This is a genomic window from Mesorhizobium sophorae, assembly GCF_002270415.1.
Lineage (GTDB): Bacteria > Pseudomonadota > Alphaproteobacteria > Rhizobiales > Rhizobiaceae > Mesorhizobium > Mesorhizobium sophorae.
The window spans coordinates 283,782-299,914 of record NZ_NNRI01000021.1 but is presented as its reverse complement, the minus strand read 5'-3'; the positions used below and the strand labels follow the sequence as shown (position 1 = coordinate 299,914).

Sequence of the window (16,133 nt, the reverse complement as noted above, 5' to 3'; positions counted from 1 at the left end):
GTCAGATGCTTCCGGAATGACTGCGGGTCGGGTGGTCCATGATGCGACGGCCCATCAGGCTGGCGGTGAGGTCGACCATCGGGTCGCGGTGCGGCCGCGCTCGTCCAGGAACGGGTTCAGCTCGACGAGGTCAAGGCTGGATACCATGCTGCTGTCGGACACTGTCTGCGGCCTCCGGGCGAGTTTCCGGAACGGGAATCACTTTGCATGCACCATTTCCCCGATTGATGACCTCGTCACCGGCAATGGTGCGGGTGCGTCCGCAGCGAAGGTTCCGTGCCCGCTCCGTCGGCGTTCTACGACTTCCGAGCGAGCCTCACGTGGAGCCAGTCCATAATTCTCGCGATATGCCTTTGAAAAGTGCGAGGCCGAGATGAAACCACAGGCCATCGCGATCTCGACGATTGGAAGTTGCGAGTTCAAGATCAACAAGTGCGCGCGCTCAAGTCTCATCTCGAGATAGTATCGCGCAGGCGAACGTCCTATTTGTTGCGAAAAGATGCGTTCAACTTGGCGCCGAGACAAGCGGCTGGAGGCAGCGATGTCTTCGAGCGCGACTGGCTCGTCGAGATGCCTCTCCATCTGCTCGATGATCTTCAACAGGCCGTCATGGTGAATGGCCGCGCCTGCATGCAGAGGTAGTCTCTGACGATCTCCAGGTTGACGGACCGTCATAGCGACCGCCTTCTCGCACACCCGGTTGGCTGTAGGGGATTCATAATCTTCTCTGACGAACTGCACGAACATGTCGAAAGCAGCATCTCCGCCAGAGCAGGAGTACGTGTCTCCGTCGATCTCATAAGCAGCTTGAACAGCAGCGATACGTGGAAATTGTTCAACGAACGAAGGGAACTGTTCCCAGTGTACTGCACATCTTCGTCCATCCGCCAGACCGGTCTGGGCGATGCTGAAGATCCCGCTCGCGATTCCGACCAGACACAGTTTCCTAGCCCGGCATTCTCGCAACCAACCATGCAGGGCCCGATTTGCGGCAAGTGGGTGGCTCCCCCCGCAAATTACGGCGACTGAAGGGGACCAGCCCGTTTTGCCAAGGAGGCCGCGTTCCTCCTTGAGCGACGTATCAACGGAGATCGTAGGTCCACAACTCGATCTCACAGGGAGTCCGTCGTCAGATACAACTCGCCAAGCGTAAATCTCCGATTCGAGCACTTCGTTGGCAAGCCGTAAGGCCTCGACTGCAGAAGAAAAGGCCTGCATCGAAAATCCAGGCTCCAGATAGAGACTGAACAGACGTTCTGCTCCCTTTATCTTCAGCATCTCTACGCCTCTCACGAAGTGCCTTCTTGTTATCAGTACACTTTTGAATAAGCGGCACAGCGCTCTTTGACGGTGCGATCGCTCAGGTGCGCGATTTCGGCACGCTTGTGCGCAGTATAAATCGAGGCAAAGCCGTCCGGAAACCAACGCGTTACAACATCGTTCTGCTCAAAACGCAGCAAAGCCTCTTCCAGGGATTGTGGTAGCCGCTTGTAACCGCGATCAGACAGCTGGGCCTCAGACAGCACGGATAAGTTCTCCTGAGTTACCTGAGGTGTGGGGAGACCGTCTTCGATGCCCTGGGCACCTGCATTGAGAATCGATGCCAAGGCCAGATATGGCGAGGCGGCGGCATCGGCCGCACGGTACTCAAAGTTATATTGCCTGGCGATCTTCTCGGGATCTGCGGAGGTAGTGGGACAGATTCGGACTGAAGCCTCGCGATCGCGGAAGCCAAGATTGTTATATGCCGCGCTCCAGCGGTTTGGCGTCAATCGCAGATAGGAAATGTCAGACGGCGCGGTTAGCGCAACGATGGAGTCGAGATATTTGAGTACGCCGGCGATAAATGACCCGGTAAGTTTGGACATGCCGAACGGGTCGTTCTCGTCGTACGTTGCCGGGGAGCCATTCCCATCCAGGAAGCTCATATGGATGTGAACGCCGTTACCGACGCTGGTGGGGTCTAAAATTGGTGCGAACGTCACCTGCTCACCGCAGCGTTGCGCCGCCATGCGGGTCAACTCCCGAAGAATTACCGCTTGGTCGGCAGAGCGATGACCCTGAGCGGGGCCATTGGTAACCTCGTACTGGTTTGGACCAAATTCCTTCATGAAGGTATCGGGCGTCAGGCCTGCCTGAGCGAGAGCCGACATTAAAGCCTCTCCGAGCTGCCGCCGCCGAGTAAACCCGCGCAAGCTGTAGGCGTCGGGAAGAACCTCGCCGGCGTCGAGCATCTGGAATTCATGCTCGAAGGCGCTCACAAGCTGGATACCGCCGCAAGATCGGAGCCGCTCAAGTGCCGCTTTGAGAATCGAGCGAGTACAACAATCCCATGGGCGGCCGTCGAGATCGGTGATATCCCCCAACATGAAATGCTCAACCAGGCCGCCGTCTGCGAAGTCGACCTCAACGCGCGCTTCAGGATCAGGGATCAAAAGGAGATCGCCGAGCGAGCCAAAGGGGCTTGGAGCGATCGCGTCGAAGCAGGTAATCATTACATTCGTCGGCGTCCAGCCGATTCCACGCTTTAGGCGCTTATCCAGTTCCAACACTGGAAATGCTTTACCACGTGTTCTCCCGGCGATATCGGACGTAGCTGCGAAGACAAGCGGGTTCGAAATCATCGGTGTCCTTCAAAACGTTGGGCTCAGCAGAACAAGATCGTGAGGTTCAAATTAGTCAGTTTCATAACGTACGCCAGTGCTCCGCGGCCATAGGCAACCCCACCACCGCGATAGCCTGTCTCGAAACGACCATGTTGCCTTCAGTGCACAAAACCTCAATGAAATTTTTTTGTCAATCACAAATACTGAGTTGACATTGAAAATGAAATCTCGTCCTGTTTGCAGCGAACGATGGGAGCACGCGGCGGGGCTTCCTGAGAGAGTTGGTCCCCAGGGACATTTGCAATCTCAATGCATTGGTGGCTCAGGCGTCGGCAAGCCCGTCGATCTCTCGAAGGACAGAGAATGGCATGAAGCAGGGTTATGATACGCTACGCTTGCTGGGGCAGGGCGATCCGGACCCGTTTGAGGTCATGAATCCCGACGGGTCAAGTCCTGTGCTCCTGGTGTGTGAACATGCGGGGCAGGCGATCCCCGCGGCGCTCGGAAATCTGGGCATTTCTCTTGAGGTGCTTGACGATCATGTCGGCTGGGATATCGGGGCAGCCGAAGTGGCACGGCTTTTGGCGCGGCGGCTAGATGCTGTTGCTGTCTTTCAGCCGTACAGCCGCCTGGTCATAGATTGCAACCGGCCGCCGGAGGCATTCGATGCTATTCCTGCAACAAGCGATGGGATCAGAATACCCGGCAATCAGGAAGTCGACATTGCCGATCGCGCGGCTCGCGTGGCCGAGATCTTCGAGCCTTTTCACACAGAGATCAGTCGACGTCTAGAGGAGGGTCGACACACAGTAGCGATATCGGTTCACAGTTTCACTCCTCGCATGAACAACGTGTGGCGCCCGTGGGATATCGGTTTCCTATTCCGTCGTGACACGGACACGTCAGCGCGCCTGAGAGACTCTGTTACACGCAGGTATCCGCGTTTACGCGTGGGAATGAATGAACCCTATCAGGTCAACGACTCGAGCGATTGGTTTGTGCCCCGGCATTGCGAGACACGTGGCTTGAACAACAGCCTGATTGAGATCCGAAATGATCATCTGCGGACGGCTGAAGGTCAGAAGCTTTGGGCCGATATCGTCGCATCATCGATCGAAGACTATTTGAATGGGAACTGAAATGAGTCTTACTCGCAATGTGCCCTTGGTGCCGGAGCAATCGGCCTTACTTTTTGTCGATGTCCAAAATTTCAGCGCTCACCGTGACGGAGCCGAATTTTCAGGGCTGCCGAAAGCAGATTTTGCAGCGAAGTATGGCTGGTATTTCAGCGAGCTTGAGGCTCGGGTCATTCCGAACATGCAATCTTTGCAAGCCGCCTTCAGGAAGTCTCGTATTGAAGTAATGTACACAACGATCGAAAGCTTGACAGCTGATGGTCGGGACAGATCTCTCGACTACAAGATCACTGGGTTCCATGTCCCAAAGGGGTCATGGGACGGTAAGGTAATCGACCAGATAGCTGTGCAGGGTGATGAGATAGTTCTACCCAAGACGTCATCTTCCGTCTTCATTTCCACAAATATCGATTACATCTTGCGGAATCTCGGTGTTAAACAGCTCGTACTCGCAGGGTTGGTTACCGACCAGTGTGTAGAAGGCGCAATCAGGGATGCCTGTGACCTTGGCTATCTCGTCACGCAGGTTACAGATGCATGCCTGACTTATACCCGGGAACGCCATGATAGCTCGCTACGGGCGATTAAGGGGTATTGCCGTCAGGTCACTACCCGTGAGCTCATTGCCGAAATACAAGGCCTGGAACACGCCCCTAAGCCGCTAACGCCCAGTGCTGGTTAGAGCAGCACCTCATTCTCCTGGCGGAGCGCTGGAGCTTGCTAGCTAGGTCTCACTCCCCCATACTGAAAACAGCAGTGCTTAAGGGTTTGCGGGGTAGCCGGCTTTGGAGAGATTATGACCGATAGCACAATTCCGGGCGAAACCGTAAGGGAGCAGATAAGGAGAGCAGCAGATTCTTTAACCGCCACGGAGCGGCGCTTATCTGCGCTAATTCTGTCGAATTATCCGTTTGCCGGACTTGAGCCAATCCAGGTAATTGCGACCTCCTCAAACGTCTCTGCTCCCTCTATCTCACGCTTCGTGAGTAAACTCGGCTACCAGGGTCTGCAGGAATTCCAACAACAACTTATAAAGGAACTGAAGCAAGGGCAAAAGTCTCCACTCGATTTGCGGACAACAACAAGCGGTATAACGGACGATTTTTTCGAGAATTTTATTCAAAAATCAACCGAGTTGCTAAAGGCATCCGCCGGGGCGATCACTGCCGCCCAGTTTGAAAGAGTAGGGGCACTAATTTCCGACCCACGATCTGATATATTTACCTTGGGTGGTCGGATCAGCGATCTAGTCGCACAGTATTTGTCGAGGCATTTGAAACAAATCCGCGCTGGTGTTCATCAGGTATCGTCCGAGGATGACTGGTGGCCAGAGTATATAATGCGAATGCGGCAAAGGGATGTATTAGTCCTCGTCGATTTTCGAAGGTACCAACGTTCCCTTGAAGAGTTCGCCGAAAGAGTTTCAAAACACTGCGGGCTGAAGATCATCCTGATAACGGATCGATGGATGTCTCCAATCTCCAAATATGCATCAGAAGTGATAGCGCTGCACATTGAGAACGAGACTGCATTTGACAGCAACGTTGCCGCGTTCGCGTTGATCGAGGCGCTCATAACCCGGGTCGCCGAGGCGAACTGGCCCCAGGCAAGCCAGCGGATAAAAAAATGGGACTCGTTGAGGACTTCGGTCTCGCATCAGAGAGAGCCAGTGAGGGAGTCATAACTAAAGAAAAGCTAAGGCTAATGGAAGGGAAGATGCTCTTCGGGCCGGCTATTGGAGTTTTTGACGAGAACTCCCGTTGCTCTGATTTTTGTGCGCGTGGGCCTCGTTAAGTGTCACATTGCTCTCGTGACGGATTTGTTCGAGTTCCTCAATCCGGCGGCGTGTCCGCTCGCCGGTGGCTGCAAAAATCTGAGCGACGACGGCTTCGATCTGCGCCACTGCCGGTGCCATCGTGTCATAGGGCGAACTGACTTCGATCGGGCACGAAAGGGTAACTTCGGCGAAATCGGAAATCGGCGATAGCCATGGATCGGTGAATAGGAGGATGCGAACGTTACGGGCGGCGGCTTGTTCGGCAAAAGCGACCACGTCGCGTTGGTAGCGGCGGTAGTCAAAGACGATCAGAACGTCTCTCTTTCCTAAATCGACCAACAGATCCAGTTGCTGGGCGGATAGTGTCTCGATGTAGGCGACGTTGGCTCGAAACTGCGATAAGTAGCTTGCCAACATTCCCGCGACGTGCCGACTGTAGCGTCCTCCGAGTAGGACCACCTTACCTTTGGAGTCCATGACAAGTCGGGCTGCGAGCTCATATGTAGCCAGCGGAGTGGTCGTCAACGCCTTGTCGAGGCTCCCGGCAACCGAATGCATGTAGGCTATAGCCGCGCCTTGTTCGCCGTCGGTGGCCAACTCTGGCCGCTTCGCTCCCATCACAAGCAGTGGCGAATGCAATCGCGCTTCGATGTCGGCGAGCAACCGCTGCTGGAAGTCGGGAAAACCTTCAAAGCCGAGCTTGATGGCCAGGCGAACCACAGTGGGGTCACTGACCCCAGCACGCTTCGCCAAGCTCGTTGCGGTGCCTAGCCCGGCCGTCGGATAATCGGTGAGTAACACCTGAACAATGCGCTCCTGCGACGGGGTGAGCGATAAGCCGCCTTGAAGCAGCATGTCTCGAAACTGCATCAATCAGTTCCCCTTGAACTCGTGAAGAGGAAATTACAAATCCTCGTGACCTGCGTCAACATGTCAATTTCTTAATCGCATCGAGCGACTCAAAAAGGCAAGCGCTCCGCAGAAATAGGTTTGTCCGCTCCACAGCTTTCAGCCCAATGGCGAATGGCATGATCACAGAATAAGGGAAACCTACGAGGGCGCGTCGACCGAAGACCCTTGTCGAATGACTCGAACTCGACCTTGCGATGGACCTCTCCGACGAAGGCTGTTGATGCCGTTGCGATGGTGGCCGCTCTTGTTTGGTGTGAGCGTGAGACTGTCTTCCGAGACAGACCTATGACGGTATCCTTGTTTTACCGCCAAGGAGGTCTCGCCGGGCAAGGGCGCCGCTGGGGCCGGCCAGCATCGCTGCTTTGCCCGGCCCCACGCTCGGAAGACGGCGAGATGTCTAACTGAGCTAGATCAAACTTTGAGCATCTCGCGGGGATTTACCCTGACGCGCTCGCCTTTGGGATCGAAGAATCGGTAGCTGGCGGTGACTTTCACCTTTTTGGGACCGCCGTTGGATTGAACCTCCAACTCCGTACCTGGCTCGGCGAATTCGCTATTGACCCATGCTCGTCCAATATTGCGTTCGAGCAGTGGGCTGACCCAGCCGATCGTCGTTTCACCTGCGTTCTTCTTGGGACCACAGGTCAGTTTTAAACCTCCCGCTATCTGAGGTTCCGTTGTGTCGGCCTCTATTCCTACGAGTTTGGTGCGGAGGCCTGCTTGCTTGCGGCGCAGCATCTCATCTCTGCCATGGAAAAAGCCCTTGTCAAAAGCTACGGACCATCCAAGGCCATATTCAAGAGGGGAACCTCCCGCATAAAAGTCGGCTCCGAACAGAAAGCCTTTATCAACCGCGATTGGGAAGGCGGCCATCAGTCCGGCCGGGCCGCCACCGTACTTCGCGCAATACTCAGTGAACTTTTCCCACATGCCGTGAGCATATTCAGGCCCGAAATGGACCTCGTAACCCAGTTCACCTGAAAAGCCCACTCGTGCAATCGTGGTTGGAACGCCATGGAAATCAACATGCACTAATCGGTTGTGCTCGAGATCTGCAATGTCCACGGCTTGTTGAAGTACATTGATCGACTTTGGGCCCTGTATGGAAAGGAACGTGTTAGACAATTCAGTGACCCAGACCTTTCGACCATCTGCCTTTTCCATAATCCACTTGCGCGAGGCGTCGCGAGTAATTCCACCGTGGATCATAAACTGATCTTCGCTAATCCAAAAAACGATAACGTCGTCGATTAGACTAGCCTTGTCGTCAAGGATACTTGAGTAAATAGTGCCGCCAGGGGTGATCTTTCCCAAGTCGTTTACGATAAGTTCCTGTATGAATTGAAACGATTCCGGTCCGCACACCCCAAAACAACTCTGGAAATCATACTCGGCAAAGCCGACATTGGAGCGGACCATCATGTATTCTTTGTTTGAAGAAGTTATGTGCGAAGCGACTTTCCAGCCTCCAAAGTCAATCATGGGGGCGCCAAGCTTCTCGTATATTGAATGATATGCTGTTCTTTTTTCCATGGTATCCTCCAAATTTAACAAATGGCTATCTTTGTCGGCCGATACGCGACATTGGCGCCGTTCTCAGAACGGGAACCCCACTTAGTCTCCGATGCTTGATAGGCTGCCAGCATGTCCTCGATCCCGGCGTCCATCCTGCGTGCAACGAACATGCTATCTCACAAAGCATGAATTGCTGAAAATTATTTGTCAATGATGCGATCATTTTGATAGATAGAAAATTTTTTCCGACGTGGCCTTCTGTTCAACCATGGCCTCAAGTTCGCGATAGATCGGATGAGGCTTGGTTTGTTGAGCAAGCGGGAAGGTCGAAGGTGGCCGAGGAGGTCGAGTGCCGCGGACTGAAATAATTTCTTCAAATATCGCAATTAACTGTAGACAGGAAAAAAATTCCACATTATTTTCGCTCCTCAGCCAGCCTATCAGCGGACTGCTTTGGCCAAAGGTGGGGAGGGGTGGATCTTGTGCAGAGGGCATTCTGCTCTGAAGAAAGTTGATTGCGAGCCGGTCGCAATCGTCGTCCTGGCCCTTCACCACTCGCCGTACCGGAAGTGGCTGCATCGATAAGGATAGCCGGTTGGGCTTTTTCTTGTAACAGGAGCATCAAATGAGCGAAAGATACAGCTGTGACGTACTCGTTGCGGGAGCGGGAATTGCGGGTGCGGGGGCAGCCTACTATCTGTCGAACCAAAATCTGAACGTTATCCAAGTCGAGTCCGACCATCCGGCTTCCGGACCGACCGGCTCATCGTCCGCGGTGTGCCACGCGTTCTATGGCGATCCCGAGTTATCTTTGCTCGCAAAACGGGGAATCGAGATCCTTAAGGATCTCCCCGGCGCCTTTCATCAATCTGGCTGCCTGTGGGTTTGCGGCCCTGAGCACGAACCCGCAAATCGCGAGATTGTTAAGCGGATCCGCGACGATGAAGGTAGCCGAATCGAGGGTCTGACCGGAGAACAGGCGCAGGCAATTCTCCCTCATTTCAATATGGAGGGGATCACTTTTGCCGCCTGGGAAGACGAATCGGGACACTGCGACCCTTACGGTGCAACTAACGAATTGGTCAATCGAGCTCGCGCAAATGGCGTTAAGTTTATGGGCGGCCGCTCGGTTACCGAAATTCAAGTAACAAATGGAAACACGACCGGGGTGACGCTAAGTGATGACACCGTCATCTCTACCGGTCGCGTAATTCTTGCAACGGGTGTTTGGTCGAAGGCGCTCCTGGCTAAGCGTGGAGTTAGCCTACCGACGTTTATTGAACGCCACTTCATGGCAGTAATGGACGCACCAGGTGTCGCAAGGAAGTTACTTCCGCATTGTTGGGTTGATGAAACTACGAACTGCTATGCTCGGCCGGAAGGCGAGAATACAATTTTGGTTGGAACCTGGGGGGGCGGCGGCACAGGCGTCGAGAACGACGCGCTTAAAGAAGCACACGCGCGCATGAACTATCGCCTCGAGGTCGCGGGCCAATTGGACCGAACGATCACGCAAGAGGAATCGGTCTGGGCCATTGAACATATCATGTCCCGTTCTCCTGAGATTGCCGAATTGGGCATCCGTCCCGGCTACGCCTGTCAATATGATATGAGCCCGGATCACCTCCCTATAGTTGACGAGATTCCGGGCGCAAAGGGAACTTTCGTGATCACCGGCTCAAGTGGGCATGGCTTCAAGCTTGGGCCTGCCATGGGCGAAGTCGTCGCACAATGGGCGTTGGGTCAACGTCAGGAATTGCTCAGGAAGTTCTCATTGCATCGCTTCGCATAACGTCCTCAGCGCATTTGCATCCATGGCGCGCTACTTGGTCGTCATGGATGCCAGCGCGGGCTTTTCCTCTTCGAGGAGACGCGCGTTATCCAGCGATGCACTCGCCTGGAGGCGGATCTCCTCCAATTCCTCGATACGTTCGCGCGTCCGCTTCTCCATGGAAGCAAGGATTTGAGCGATAACAGCTTCGATCTGCGCCACCGATGACGCCATCGTGTCGTAGGGCGAATTAACCTCAATTGGGCAGGTTAGTGTTAGTTCTGAAAACTCGGCAATGGGCGATAACCAAGGGTCCGTAAACAGAAGAATGCGAACGCGGCGGGCCGCAGCTAATTGGGCGAACGCAACAACGTCCAGCTGATATCGGCGATAATCGAACACGATTAAGAGATCGCGCTTTCCCAAGTCGACTAACACGTCCGTCTTTTGCGCCGATAGTGCGTCGATATGCATGATGTCTGGCCGAAATTGCAACAAGTAGGCTGCTAACATGCCTGCGATAAAACGGCTGTACCGCCCGCCGAGCAGGACGACCTTGCCCTTTGTATCCATTACCAGGCGGGCGGCCCGTTGATATGACGCCAGCGGGGTCGATGTCAGCGCTTTGTTGAGGTTGCTGGCCACCGAATGCATGTAGGCGATCGCAGCTCCTTGTTCGCTATGCGTCCCCATGTCGGGCCGTTTGGCTTCCATCATAAGCAGCGGCGAATGCAATCTTGCTTCAACATCTGCAAGTAACCGCCGTTGGAGGGCGGGGAACCCTTCGAAACCCAGCTTCATGGCAAGGCGAACCACAGTAGGGTCACTGACGCCGGCGCGCTTTGCGAGACTCGTGGCAGTGCCTAAGCCGGCCGCCGGGTAGTCGGTCAGGAGCACCTGAACGATCCGCTCTTCTGATGGTGTCAACGAAATGGCCCCGTGCAGCAGCATGTCTCTAACGTTCATCGTGTCCTCCAACTGACATTGCTGAAGAGAATATTACAAAATTTCTCATTGTGAATATGTTAGCGGGCTGTCCGAATAATGCACGATGGCAAGCCACCAAAGTGCGCGCAAGCGCGGCTACGCTAGTTTTCAACTACAGAAAGGCCGTCCACATTGTCGGGCGGTCGCGGCCAACATCGGCTGCCTTGGCCTTGAGCCAGCCTACAGGGTCACACCGGTCGCCGTCCATTCCCAAGTCGACCGGATCTCTGTCGGCTGGGGGGACGTGGAAGACGCTCTGAACCATCAGACGCGCCACTGCCCAACTCCAGGGGGAACCGATCAAAGCGGCGTGACTCAGACGAAGCCGCCCCAGCGACCCCGGTGGCTCAGATACAGCAGGACCTGGTCTGAAGACAGGTTTTCTTAGCCTTCGTTGCGCAATAGAGCTTTGTGCCGTTGTAGAAAGTTGTCAAGATGAATCTGACCATCGCTTGAGTCTTCACCTTCCGCCTGAGCGAACGCGAAAAGCGCAATTTCGTGGTCAAGAAGTAACTGGATATAGGGTCGGTCGTCAACCGGCGCCTCGACAAGCAGAGTCTCAAATTCACGAACGAATGGCCCCAATAGCTTCTTGAGCTTTACCGCAAATTGAGTCCAACCAAGCTCTGCGTACTCAACGGTTTCATCGCGTCCCTTCTCAGCAAGCAGTACTTTGCTATTTGGTTCAAGTTTGTAACGCGTGATAACTGGCAAAAGCGCCTCTGCTACAAGCCGCTCAATGGCGGCCAAATTGCGCAACTTTACGCGAGATTGTTCACTGTCAGCCTTCTGGGCAAGAACGCTAAAAAATTCTTCCCCCAAGATTTCACCCTCATAGGCGCTGAGCACGCGATTTTCGTAAGTCGGAGCAACAGAAGACCGCATCGGAACACCTTTATCGATCATGATTGTTGAGGGGCGCGACGGAACGAGCCGATTTGCTGAAGGCTCGTTCCGAAATAGAAATTGTGTGCGGCTGGAGGCTGACCAACCGGCATCATACTCAAAGCCTATTCGAGGGTAGCTGCGGCCTAGGTGCGTGTCAATATCTCTTCAGAGGCTGGCGCTGATGGAAGAAAAGTAGACGAGTCGGCAACGAGGAGGGGTAGGCAGCCTTAGCAGGATCCAGGCGAGGAGATTGCGGCATGGATTGAAGATCAAACTTCCTGGGTGCTGTTTATGTGCGATTTCGACGATGGACAAGGGCACCAGGAATTCGGCAGTGAGGTAAGACCAGAGATGCCGCCCTTGCAGGGATAAGGATCGGATGGTCCTCAAAGCCTTCCCGTTCTGGTCTGACTATCTCCAATATCGATCAGCGCGCGCCGATCGGCATCGATGGCTATTGCTCAGCTCTGTGGGGATTGTGCGCCGGGAGGTCAAGTTCTCCAGCCTCTGGGGTAGCAATCAGCAATCTTACGACCGCAGCTGGAAGGCTGTAGCGCCTTCTGCACAATTTTTCATATGACAGAATGATGTAATGATATTGACATGAAGGTTGACCTGTCCAATAATCGTAATTCCGCAGAGGAGCAGACGGATGGTCAATTCCCGCATCAAGGCTGTGACGATGGATTCGCTGGCTTTGGCCGTTATCCTAGTGGCAGTAGGGATCTTGGCCGGTGTTTTGTTTGGAGCGAATGGAACCAGGATCGCGACATCGATGTCAATCGTGGTCACTGCCTGCGTTGGTTTGCAGGTTTTTTCCGGCAACACAGGTATCGTGTCATTCGGTCCTGCAGCTTTCATGGGGGTGGGCGCCTACACTGCAGGCATCCTCACGATGAGCCCTGTTGTTCAACGGACCGCACTTCCTCACCTCCCGGTCTGGATGGCGGGCTATGGTCTTTCAGTCTGGTCGTCGTTGATTGTAGCCGCCCTTACGGGGCTGGTTTTGGCTGGGGTGAGCGGCATCGTTATGCGGCGGTTGTCCGGTTCGGCTGCGTCCATCGCCACTCTGGCATTGCAGATTATCGTCTACACGGTTCTGGTAGCGACAAAGGATATCACGCGCGGCAGCCAAACATTTTACGGTGTGCCCCGCAATACCACGCTTGTGGTTGCTCTATCTGTGGCGGCGCTGTCGATCGCAGTTGCCCGAACATTTAGGGATACAAGGACTGGTCGCGCCGTCCGAGCCACGCGAGAAGACGAAGTAGCCGCAGCGGCAGTGGGCGTGGACGTTCGCCAAGCGCGACTTAGGGCATGGCTGTTGAGCGGGACCATTTTGTCGATTGCCGGGGCGTTGACGGCTCAGTTTTTAGGTGCCTTCGGCCCCAAGGATTTCTACTTCGAGTCGTGTTTTCTGCTGATTTCGATGCTGATCGTCGGAGGCCTCGGTTCTGTTTCGGGCGCTTTAGTGGGCGTGATAGTAATCACAGCAGTCACGGAGCTTTTGCGGGCGCTAGAGGGCGGGGGTGATATCCTCGGATTTTCGGTCCCGGCCTTGTACGGACTGCCTCTCGTTGGTGCTTCGCTCGCAATGATTCTCGTCCTCTTCATCAGGCCCGCTGGTCTTGTTGGTAGCCGGGAACTCGAGCTGTCAAAAGCATGGGATCCTTTGAAGGGGCGCGACAGCAAGCTCCTTCCAGGATCGCAAGATTTTCAGGCACCAAAGGGTGCAAACGCTTTGGAGGCAAATCAGCTGTCTCGTCATTTTGGCGGTGTGCGGGCCGTCGACGGGGTAACCTTCAAGGCTGAAGCTGGCCTCATTACGGGGTTGATCGGTCCGAATGGTGCCGGGAAGAGCACCTTGATCAATCTGTTGACTGGCCAGTTACGACCTAGCGCAGGTCATGTGGCGCTTGGGTCGGATTTGATAGAAAATAAGCAGCCTCACATAATTGCCCGCGCAGGTTTGGCGCGAACTTTCCAAAACCTTCGTGTCTTTGCTGACATGACTGTAAGGGAAAATGTCTTGGTTGCCGCTGAGGCATGTGCGGCCGACACGGCTCTATCTGTATGGCGCACCAATGACGCCCTAGCGCGTTTTGGCCTGGAAACATTAGGGGACCGGCTTGCCGGCAGCCTTCCGTACGGACAGAGACGTCTTGTAGAAATCGCCCGCGCTCTTGCCACGGGCCCCAGGTTCCTCCTTCTTGACGAGCCTGCTGCGGGGATGAATCCGGCCGAGACTAAAGAGTTAATGGGCAGGTTGGCCGCACTGCGCGCGGACACAGGCGTGGGCATTCTCGTGGTTGAGCACGACTTGCACCTTATAATGTCGCTTAGTGACACCATCGTCGTTATCGACCGGGGCAAGCGCATCGCCGTGGGCACGGCAGACGCGGTCAGAACCGACCCTGCCGTGATATCAGCCTATCTCGGAAGCAAAAGGATGGGCGAGAAAAAAACTCAGGTCGAAACAAGCTCTGTGGTGCAGGTCATCGGCGCTAGCGCGTCCTAGAGATGGTATCGCTGAGTTACTCAGTCTGATGGATATTTAATGGTTACAAAAGCACAAAGGAGTTGCAGACAGAATAACTATTAGACTTCGGAAAACGAAGCATTGGTCAAACCTCACACGGGAACTCAAAAATGAACAAGCTAAGATATGCAACTGCGCTCGCTTGCCTTGCTGCGATAGCGCTCTCGTCAAGCGAGGGATACTCATCGGCGGATGAATACAAGATTGGAGCCGCAATGGCCCTGACTGGTGCCTTGGCACCATACGATCAACCCGGCCTGGCCGGCTTCAAGTTAGGCATCAAAGATCTCAATGCCAAGGGCGGCATTGGGGGCATGGCGACGGTCACTCTCGAAGTTATCGACACCCGGTCCGACACAGCGGCTACCGTCAACGCGGCCCAGAAATTGATCGAAGACGGGGTTCAATTTCTCATTACCCCGGCCGATGCCGATCCCTCGATCGCAGCGGGTCAGATCGGACAGGCAGCGGGCATTCCGATGCTCAACCTCGCTGGTTCGCCCAGCCTAACACCTGCTGTCGGCGACTATATGTTCATTTCTTATCCATCCGACACTGTACAGTCGGCCGCGCTAGCAAATTATGCCGCAGAAACCGGCTACAAGACGGCATTTCTTCTGAAGTCGCCCGACTCCGCCTATACGTCCAAATTCCCAGACTATTTTGGCGAAACGTTTCGGAAAAAGGGTGGGAGCGTTGTCGGTGAAGCGTCCTACTCGATGGGGCAGCCAGATTTTTCTGCGGTGGTTTCTCAAATCAAGCGATTAGCACCGCAACCTGACGTTATCATGACGACCGCGTACGAGCCTGACTTCCCAGCCTTCATCAAGCAGTTGCGCGGTGCTGGTGTTAAGGTTCCTGTTATCGCCTCGGATGCCATCGGTACTCCGACCGTGTACGGACTCGGTTCGGTGGTCGATGGCGTTGTGCATTCCTCAGCCGGCTTTCCAACCCCTGGCAGCGGGATGGAAGCTTTCAACAAGCGCTTCACGGAGGAAACCGGTCATGACGCGGAAACCTCATACGAGGCATCAGGATACGAATGGGCACAATTGCTCGACGCCGCAGCTCGCAAAGCAGGATCGCTGGACCCCGCGAAAATCAGAGACGCATTGGCTGGCCTGGAAGATGTGCAGACCGTTCTCGGCAAAGTGACGTATGCTGGAACTGAGCGTGTTGCTCTGCGCGACGTTGCAATAATCCGAATTGAGGGGGGGAAGTCGACCTTTGTGAAGGTATATCGACCGACGAAGGAGGAAATCCCCAATCCTTAAGCTGGTAGGAACGCCAATGCTTCGTGTCGAGGGAATGAAAATACGCTACGGGGCCGTCCAGGCTGTCCATGGCGTCGATCTAAACGTTGGAAATGGAGAACTTGTCACACTCATTGGCGCCAATGGCGCCGGCAAGAGTTCGATTCTTGCCGGCATCGCCGGGTCCATCCCACCTGCCGAGGGCAAGGTGTTGCTCAAAGGTCAGCCACTCACCGGCCTGCCCGCAGACGTCATCAGCCGAAAGGGAATAGCACTAACTCCTGAGGGTCGCCGTGTTTTCGCCCATCTCACAGTTGGTGAAAACCTGCATTTAGGGGGAGCGGCGTTCGCGAAAGGTAATGAGCTGCGGGCTCGCCGAGATAGCATGCTCTCCCGCTTTCCCATCCTTGCTGAGCGCATCGATCAAAAGGCAGGGAGCCTGTCGGGCGGTGAACAGCAGATGCTGGCGATCGCCCGATCTTTAATGAGCCAGCCCGACCTGCTCTTGCTCGACGAACCTTCGTTGGGCCTTGCGCCTCAAACGATAGACAAGGTCTACGAATTAATCGAAGACCTGCGCAAGCAGGGGCTTACCATTCTGCTTGTTGAACAGAATGTCGAGTTGGCTCTGTCCGTGGCCGATCGAGGCTACGTGGTAGCCAACGGCCGTATTGCTCTAAGCGGTACGGCATCTGAACTCGCCAGCTCTGACCTTGTGCGGCAGGCATATTTGGCAATCTAGGAGGTCG

At 54.8% G+C, this 16,133-nt stretch carries 14 protein-coding genes and 1 pseudogene; 7 read left to right on the top strand and 8 right to left on the bottom strand.

The window, feature by feature from the left end:
• Nucleotide 1: 1 nt before the first annotated feature.
• The 3 genes and pseudogenes from CGZ66_RS29615 to CGZ66_RS29605 form a co-directional block, all read right to left on the bottom strand.
• Nucleotides 2-156, bottom strand: a pseudogene (locus CGZ66_RS29615) (arginase); the annotation flags it as partial.
• A 42-nt stretch (nt 157-198) separates the two neighbouring features.
• Nucleotides 199-1,278 (bottom strand): GlxA family transcriptional regulator, encoded by a 1,080-nt coding sequence (locus tag CGZ66_RS29610; RefSeq protein ID WP_245331290.1) that lies wholly within the window; start codon nt 1,276-1,278, stop codon nt 199-201.
• Between the two features lie 32 nt (nt 1,279-1,310).
• The gene (locus CGZ66_RS29605) at nt 1,311-2,624 is read right to left on the bottom strand and encodes a glutamine synthetase family protein (RefSeq protein ID WP_095090346.1); all 1,314 of its coding nucleotides are present in this window, start codon (nt 2,622-2,624) and stop codon (nt 1,311-1,313) included.
• A gap of 350 nt (nt 2,625-2,974) precedes the next feature.
• Between CGZ66_RS29605 and CGZ66_RS29600 the strand changes: the two genes are divergently transcribed.
• The 3 genes from CGZ66_RS29600 (at nt 2,975) to CGZ66_RS29590 (ending at nt 5,426) form a co-directional block, all read left to right on the top strand.
• A complete protein-coding gene (locus tag CGZ66_RS29600) occupies nt 2,975-3,745 on the top strand; it encodes an N-formylglutamate amidohydrolase (RefSeq protein ID WP_095090345.1) in 771 nt (256 codons plus the stop codon).
• Nucleotides 3,735-4,424 (top strand): cysteine hydrolase family protein, encoded by a 690-nt coding sequence (locus CGZ66_RS29595; RefSeq protein ID WP_245331289.1) that lies wholly within the window; start codon nt 3,735-3,737, stop codon nt 4,422-4,424. The genes CGZ66_RS29600 and CGZ66_RS29595 overlap by 11 nt, the downstream gene beginning before the upstream one ends.
• 114 nt (nt 4,425-4,538) lie before the next feature.
• Nucleotides 4,539-5,426, top strand: coding sequence for a MurR/RpiR family transcriptional regulator (locus CGZ66_RS29590; protein ID WP_095090343.1), 888 nt, complete (start codon nt 4,539-4,541; stop codon nt 5,424-5,426).
• 48 nt (nt 5,427-5,474) lie between these two features.
• Here CGZ66_RS29590 and CGZ66_RS29585 read toward each other — a convergent pair whose 3' ends face one another.
• The 3 genes from CGZ66_RS29585 to CGZ66_RS39495 form a co-directional block, all read right to left on the bottom strand.
• A complete protein-coding gene (locus CGZ66_RS29585) occupies nt 5,475-6,389 on the bottom strand; it encodes a MurR/RpiR family transcriptional regulator (RefSeq protein WP_095090342.1) in 915 nt (304 codons plus the stop codon).
• A gap of 453 nt (nt 6,390-6,842) precedes the next feature.
• Nucleotides 6,843-7,964 carry an aminomethyl transferase family protein gene (locus CGZ66_RS29580; protein WP_143748895.1) on the bottom strand — a complete coding sequence of 374 codons (1,122 nt, stop codon included), beginning with the start codon at nt 7,962-7,964 and terminating at the stop codon, nt 6,843-6,845.
• A gap of 201 nt (nt 7,965-8,165) precedes the next feature.
• Entirely contained in the window at nt 8,166-8,525 is a 360-nt protein-coding gene (locus CGZ66_RS39495; protein ID WP_143748894.1) for a hypothetical protein, read from the bottom strand.
• Between the two features lie 46 nt (nt 8,526-8,571).
• On the opposite strand from CGZ66_RS39495, the gene CGZ66_RS29575 reads away from it, so the two are divergent.
• Complete coding sequence (locus CGZ66_RS29575) at nt 8,572-9,738, top strand: NAD(P)/FAD-dependent oxidoreductase (protein WP_095090340.1); 1,167 nt, start codon at nt 8,572-8,574, stop codon at nt 9,736-9,738.
• 30 nt (nt 9,739-9,768) lie between these two features.
• On the opposite strand, the gene CGZ66_RS29570 is transcribed toward CGZ66_RS29575, so the two are convergent.
• Nucleotides 9,769-10,683, bottom strand: a complete 915-nt coding sequence (locus tag CGZ66_RS29570; protein ID WP_095090531.1) for a MurR/RpiR family transcriptional regulator — start codon at nt 10,681-10,683, stop codon at nt 9,769-9,771.
• A gap of 405 nt (nt 10,684-11,088) precedes the next feature.
• On the bottom strand, nt 11,089-11,553 hold the full coding sequence (locus tag CGZ66_RS29565; protein ID WP_143748893.1) for a hypothetical protein: 465 nt from the start codon (nt 11,551-11,553) through the stop codon (nt 11,089-11,091).
• A gap of 691 nt (nt 11,554-12,244) precedes the next feature.
• Between CGZ66_RS29565 and CGZ66_RS29560 the strand changes: the two genes are divergently transcribed.
• From CGZ66_RS29560 to CGZ66_RS29550, 3 genes are all read left to right on the top strand, one after another.
• Complete coding sequence (locus CGZ66_RS29560) at nt 12,245-14,110, top strand: branched-chain amino acid ABC transporter ATP-binding protein/permease (protein ID WP_095090338.1); 1,866 nt, start codon at nt 12,245-12,247, stop codon at nt 14,108-14,110.
• Nucleotides 14,111-14,241: 131 nt separating this feature from the next.
• Entirely contained in the window at nt 14,242-15,405 is a 1,164-nt protein-coding gene (locus tag CGZ66_RS29555) for an ABC transporter substrate-binding protein (RefSeq protein WP_095090337.1), read from the top strand.
• 16 nt (nt 15,406-15,421) lie between these two features.
• Nucleotides 15,422-16,126 carry an ABC transporter ATP-binding protein gene (locus CGZ66_RS29550; RefSeq protein WP_095090336.1) on the top strand — a complete coding sequence of 235 codons (705 nt, stop codon included), beginning with the start codon at nt 15,422-15,424 and terminating at the stop codon, nt 16,124-16,126.
• Nucleotides 16,127-16,133 lie beyond the last annotated feature (7 nt).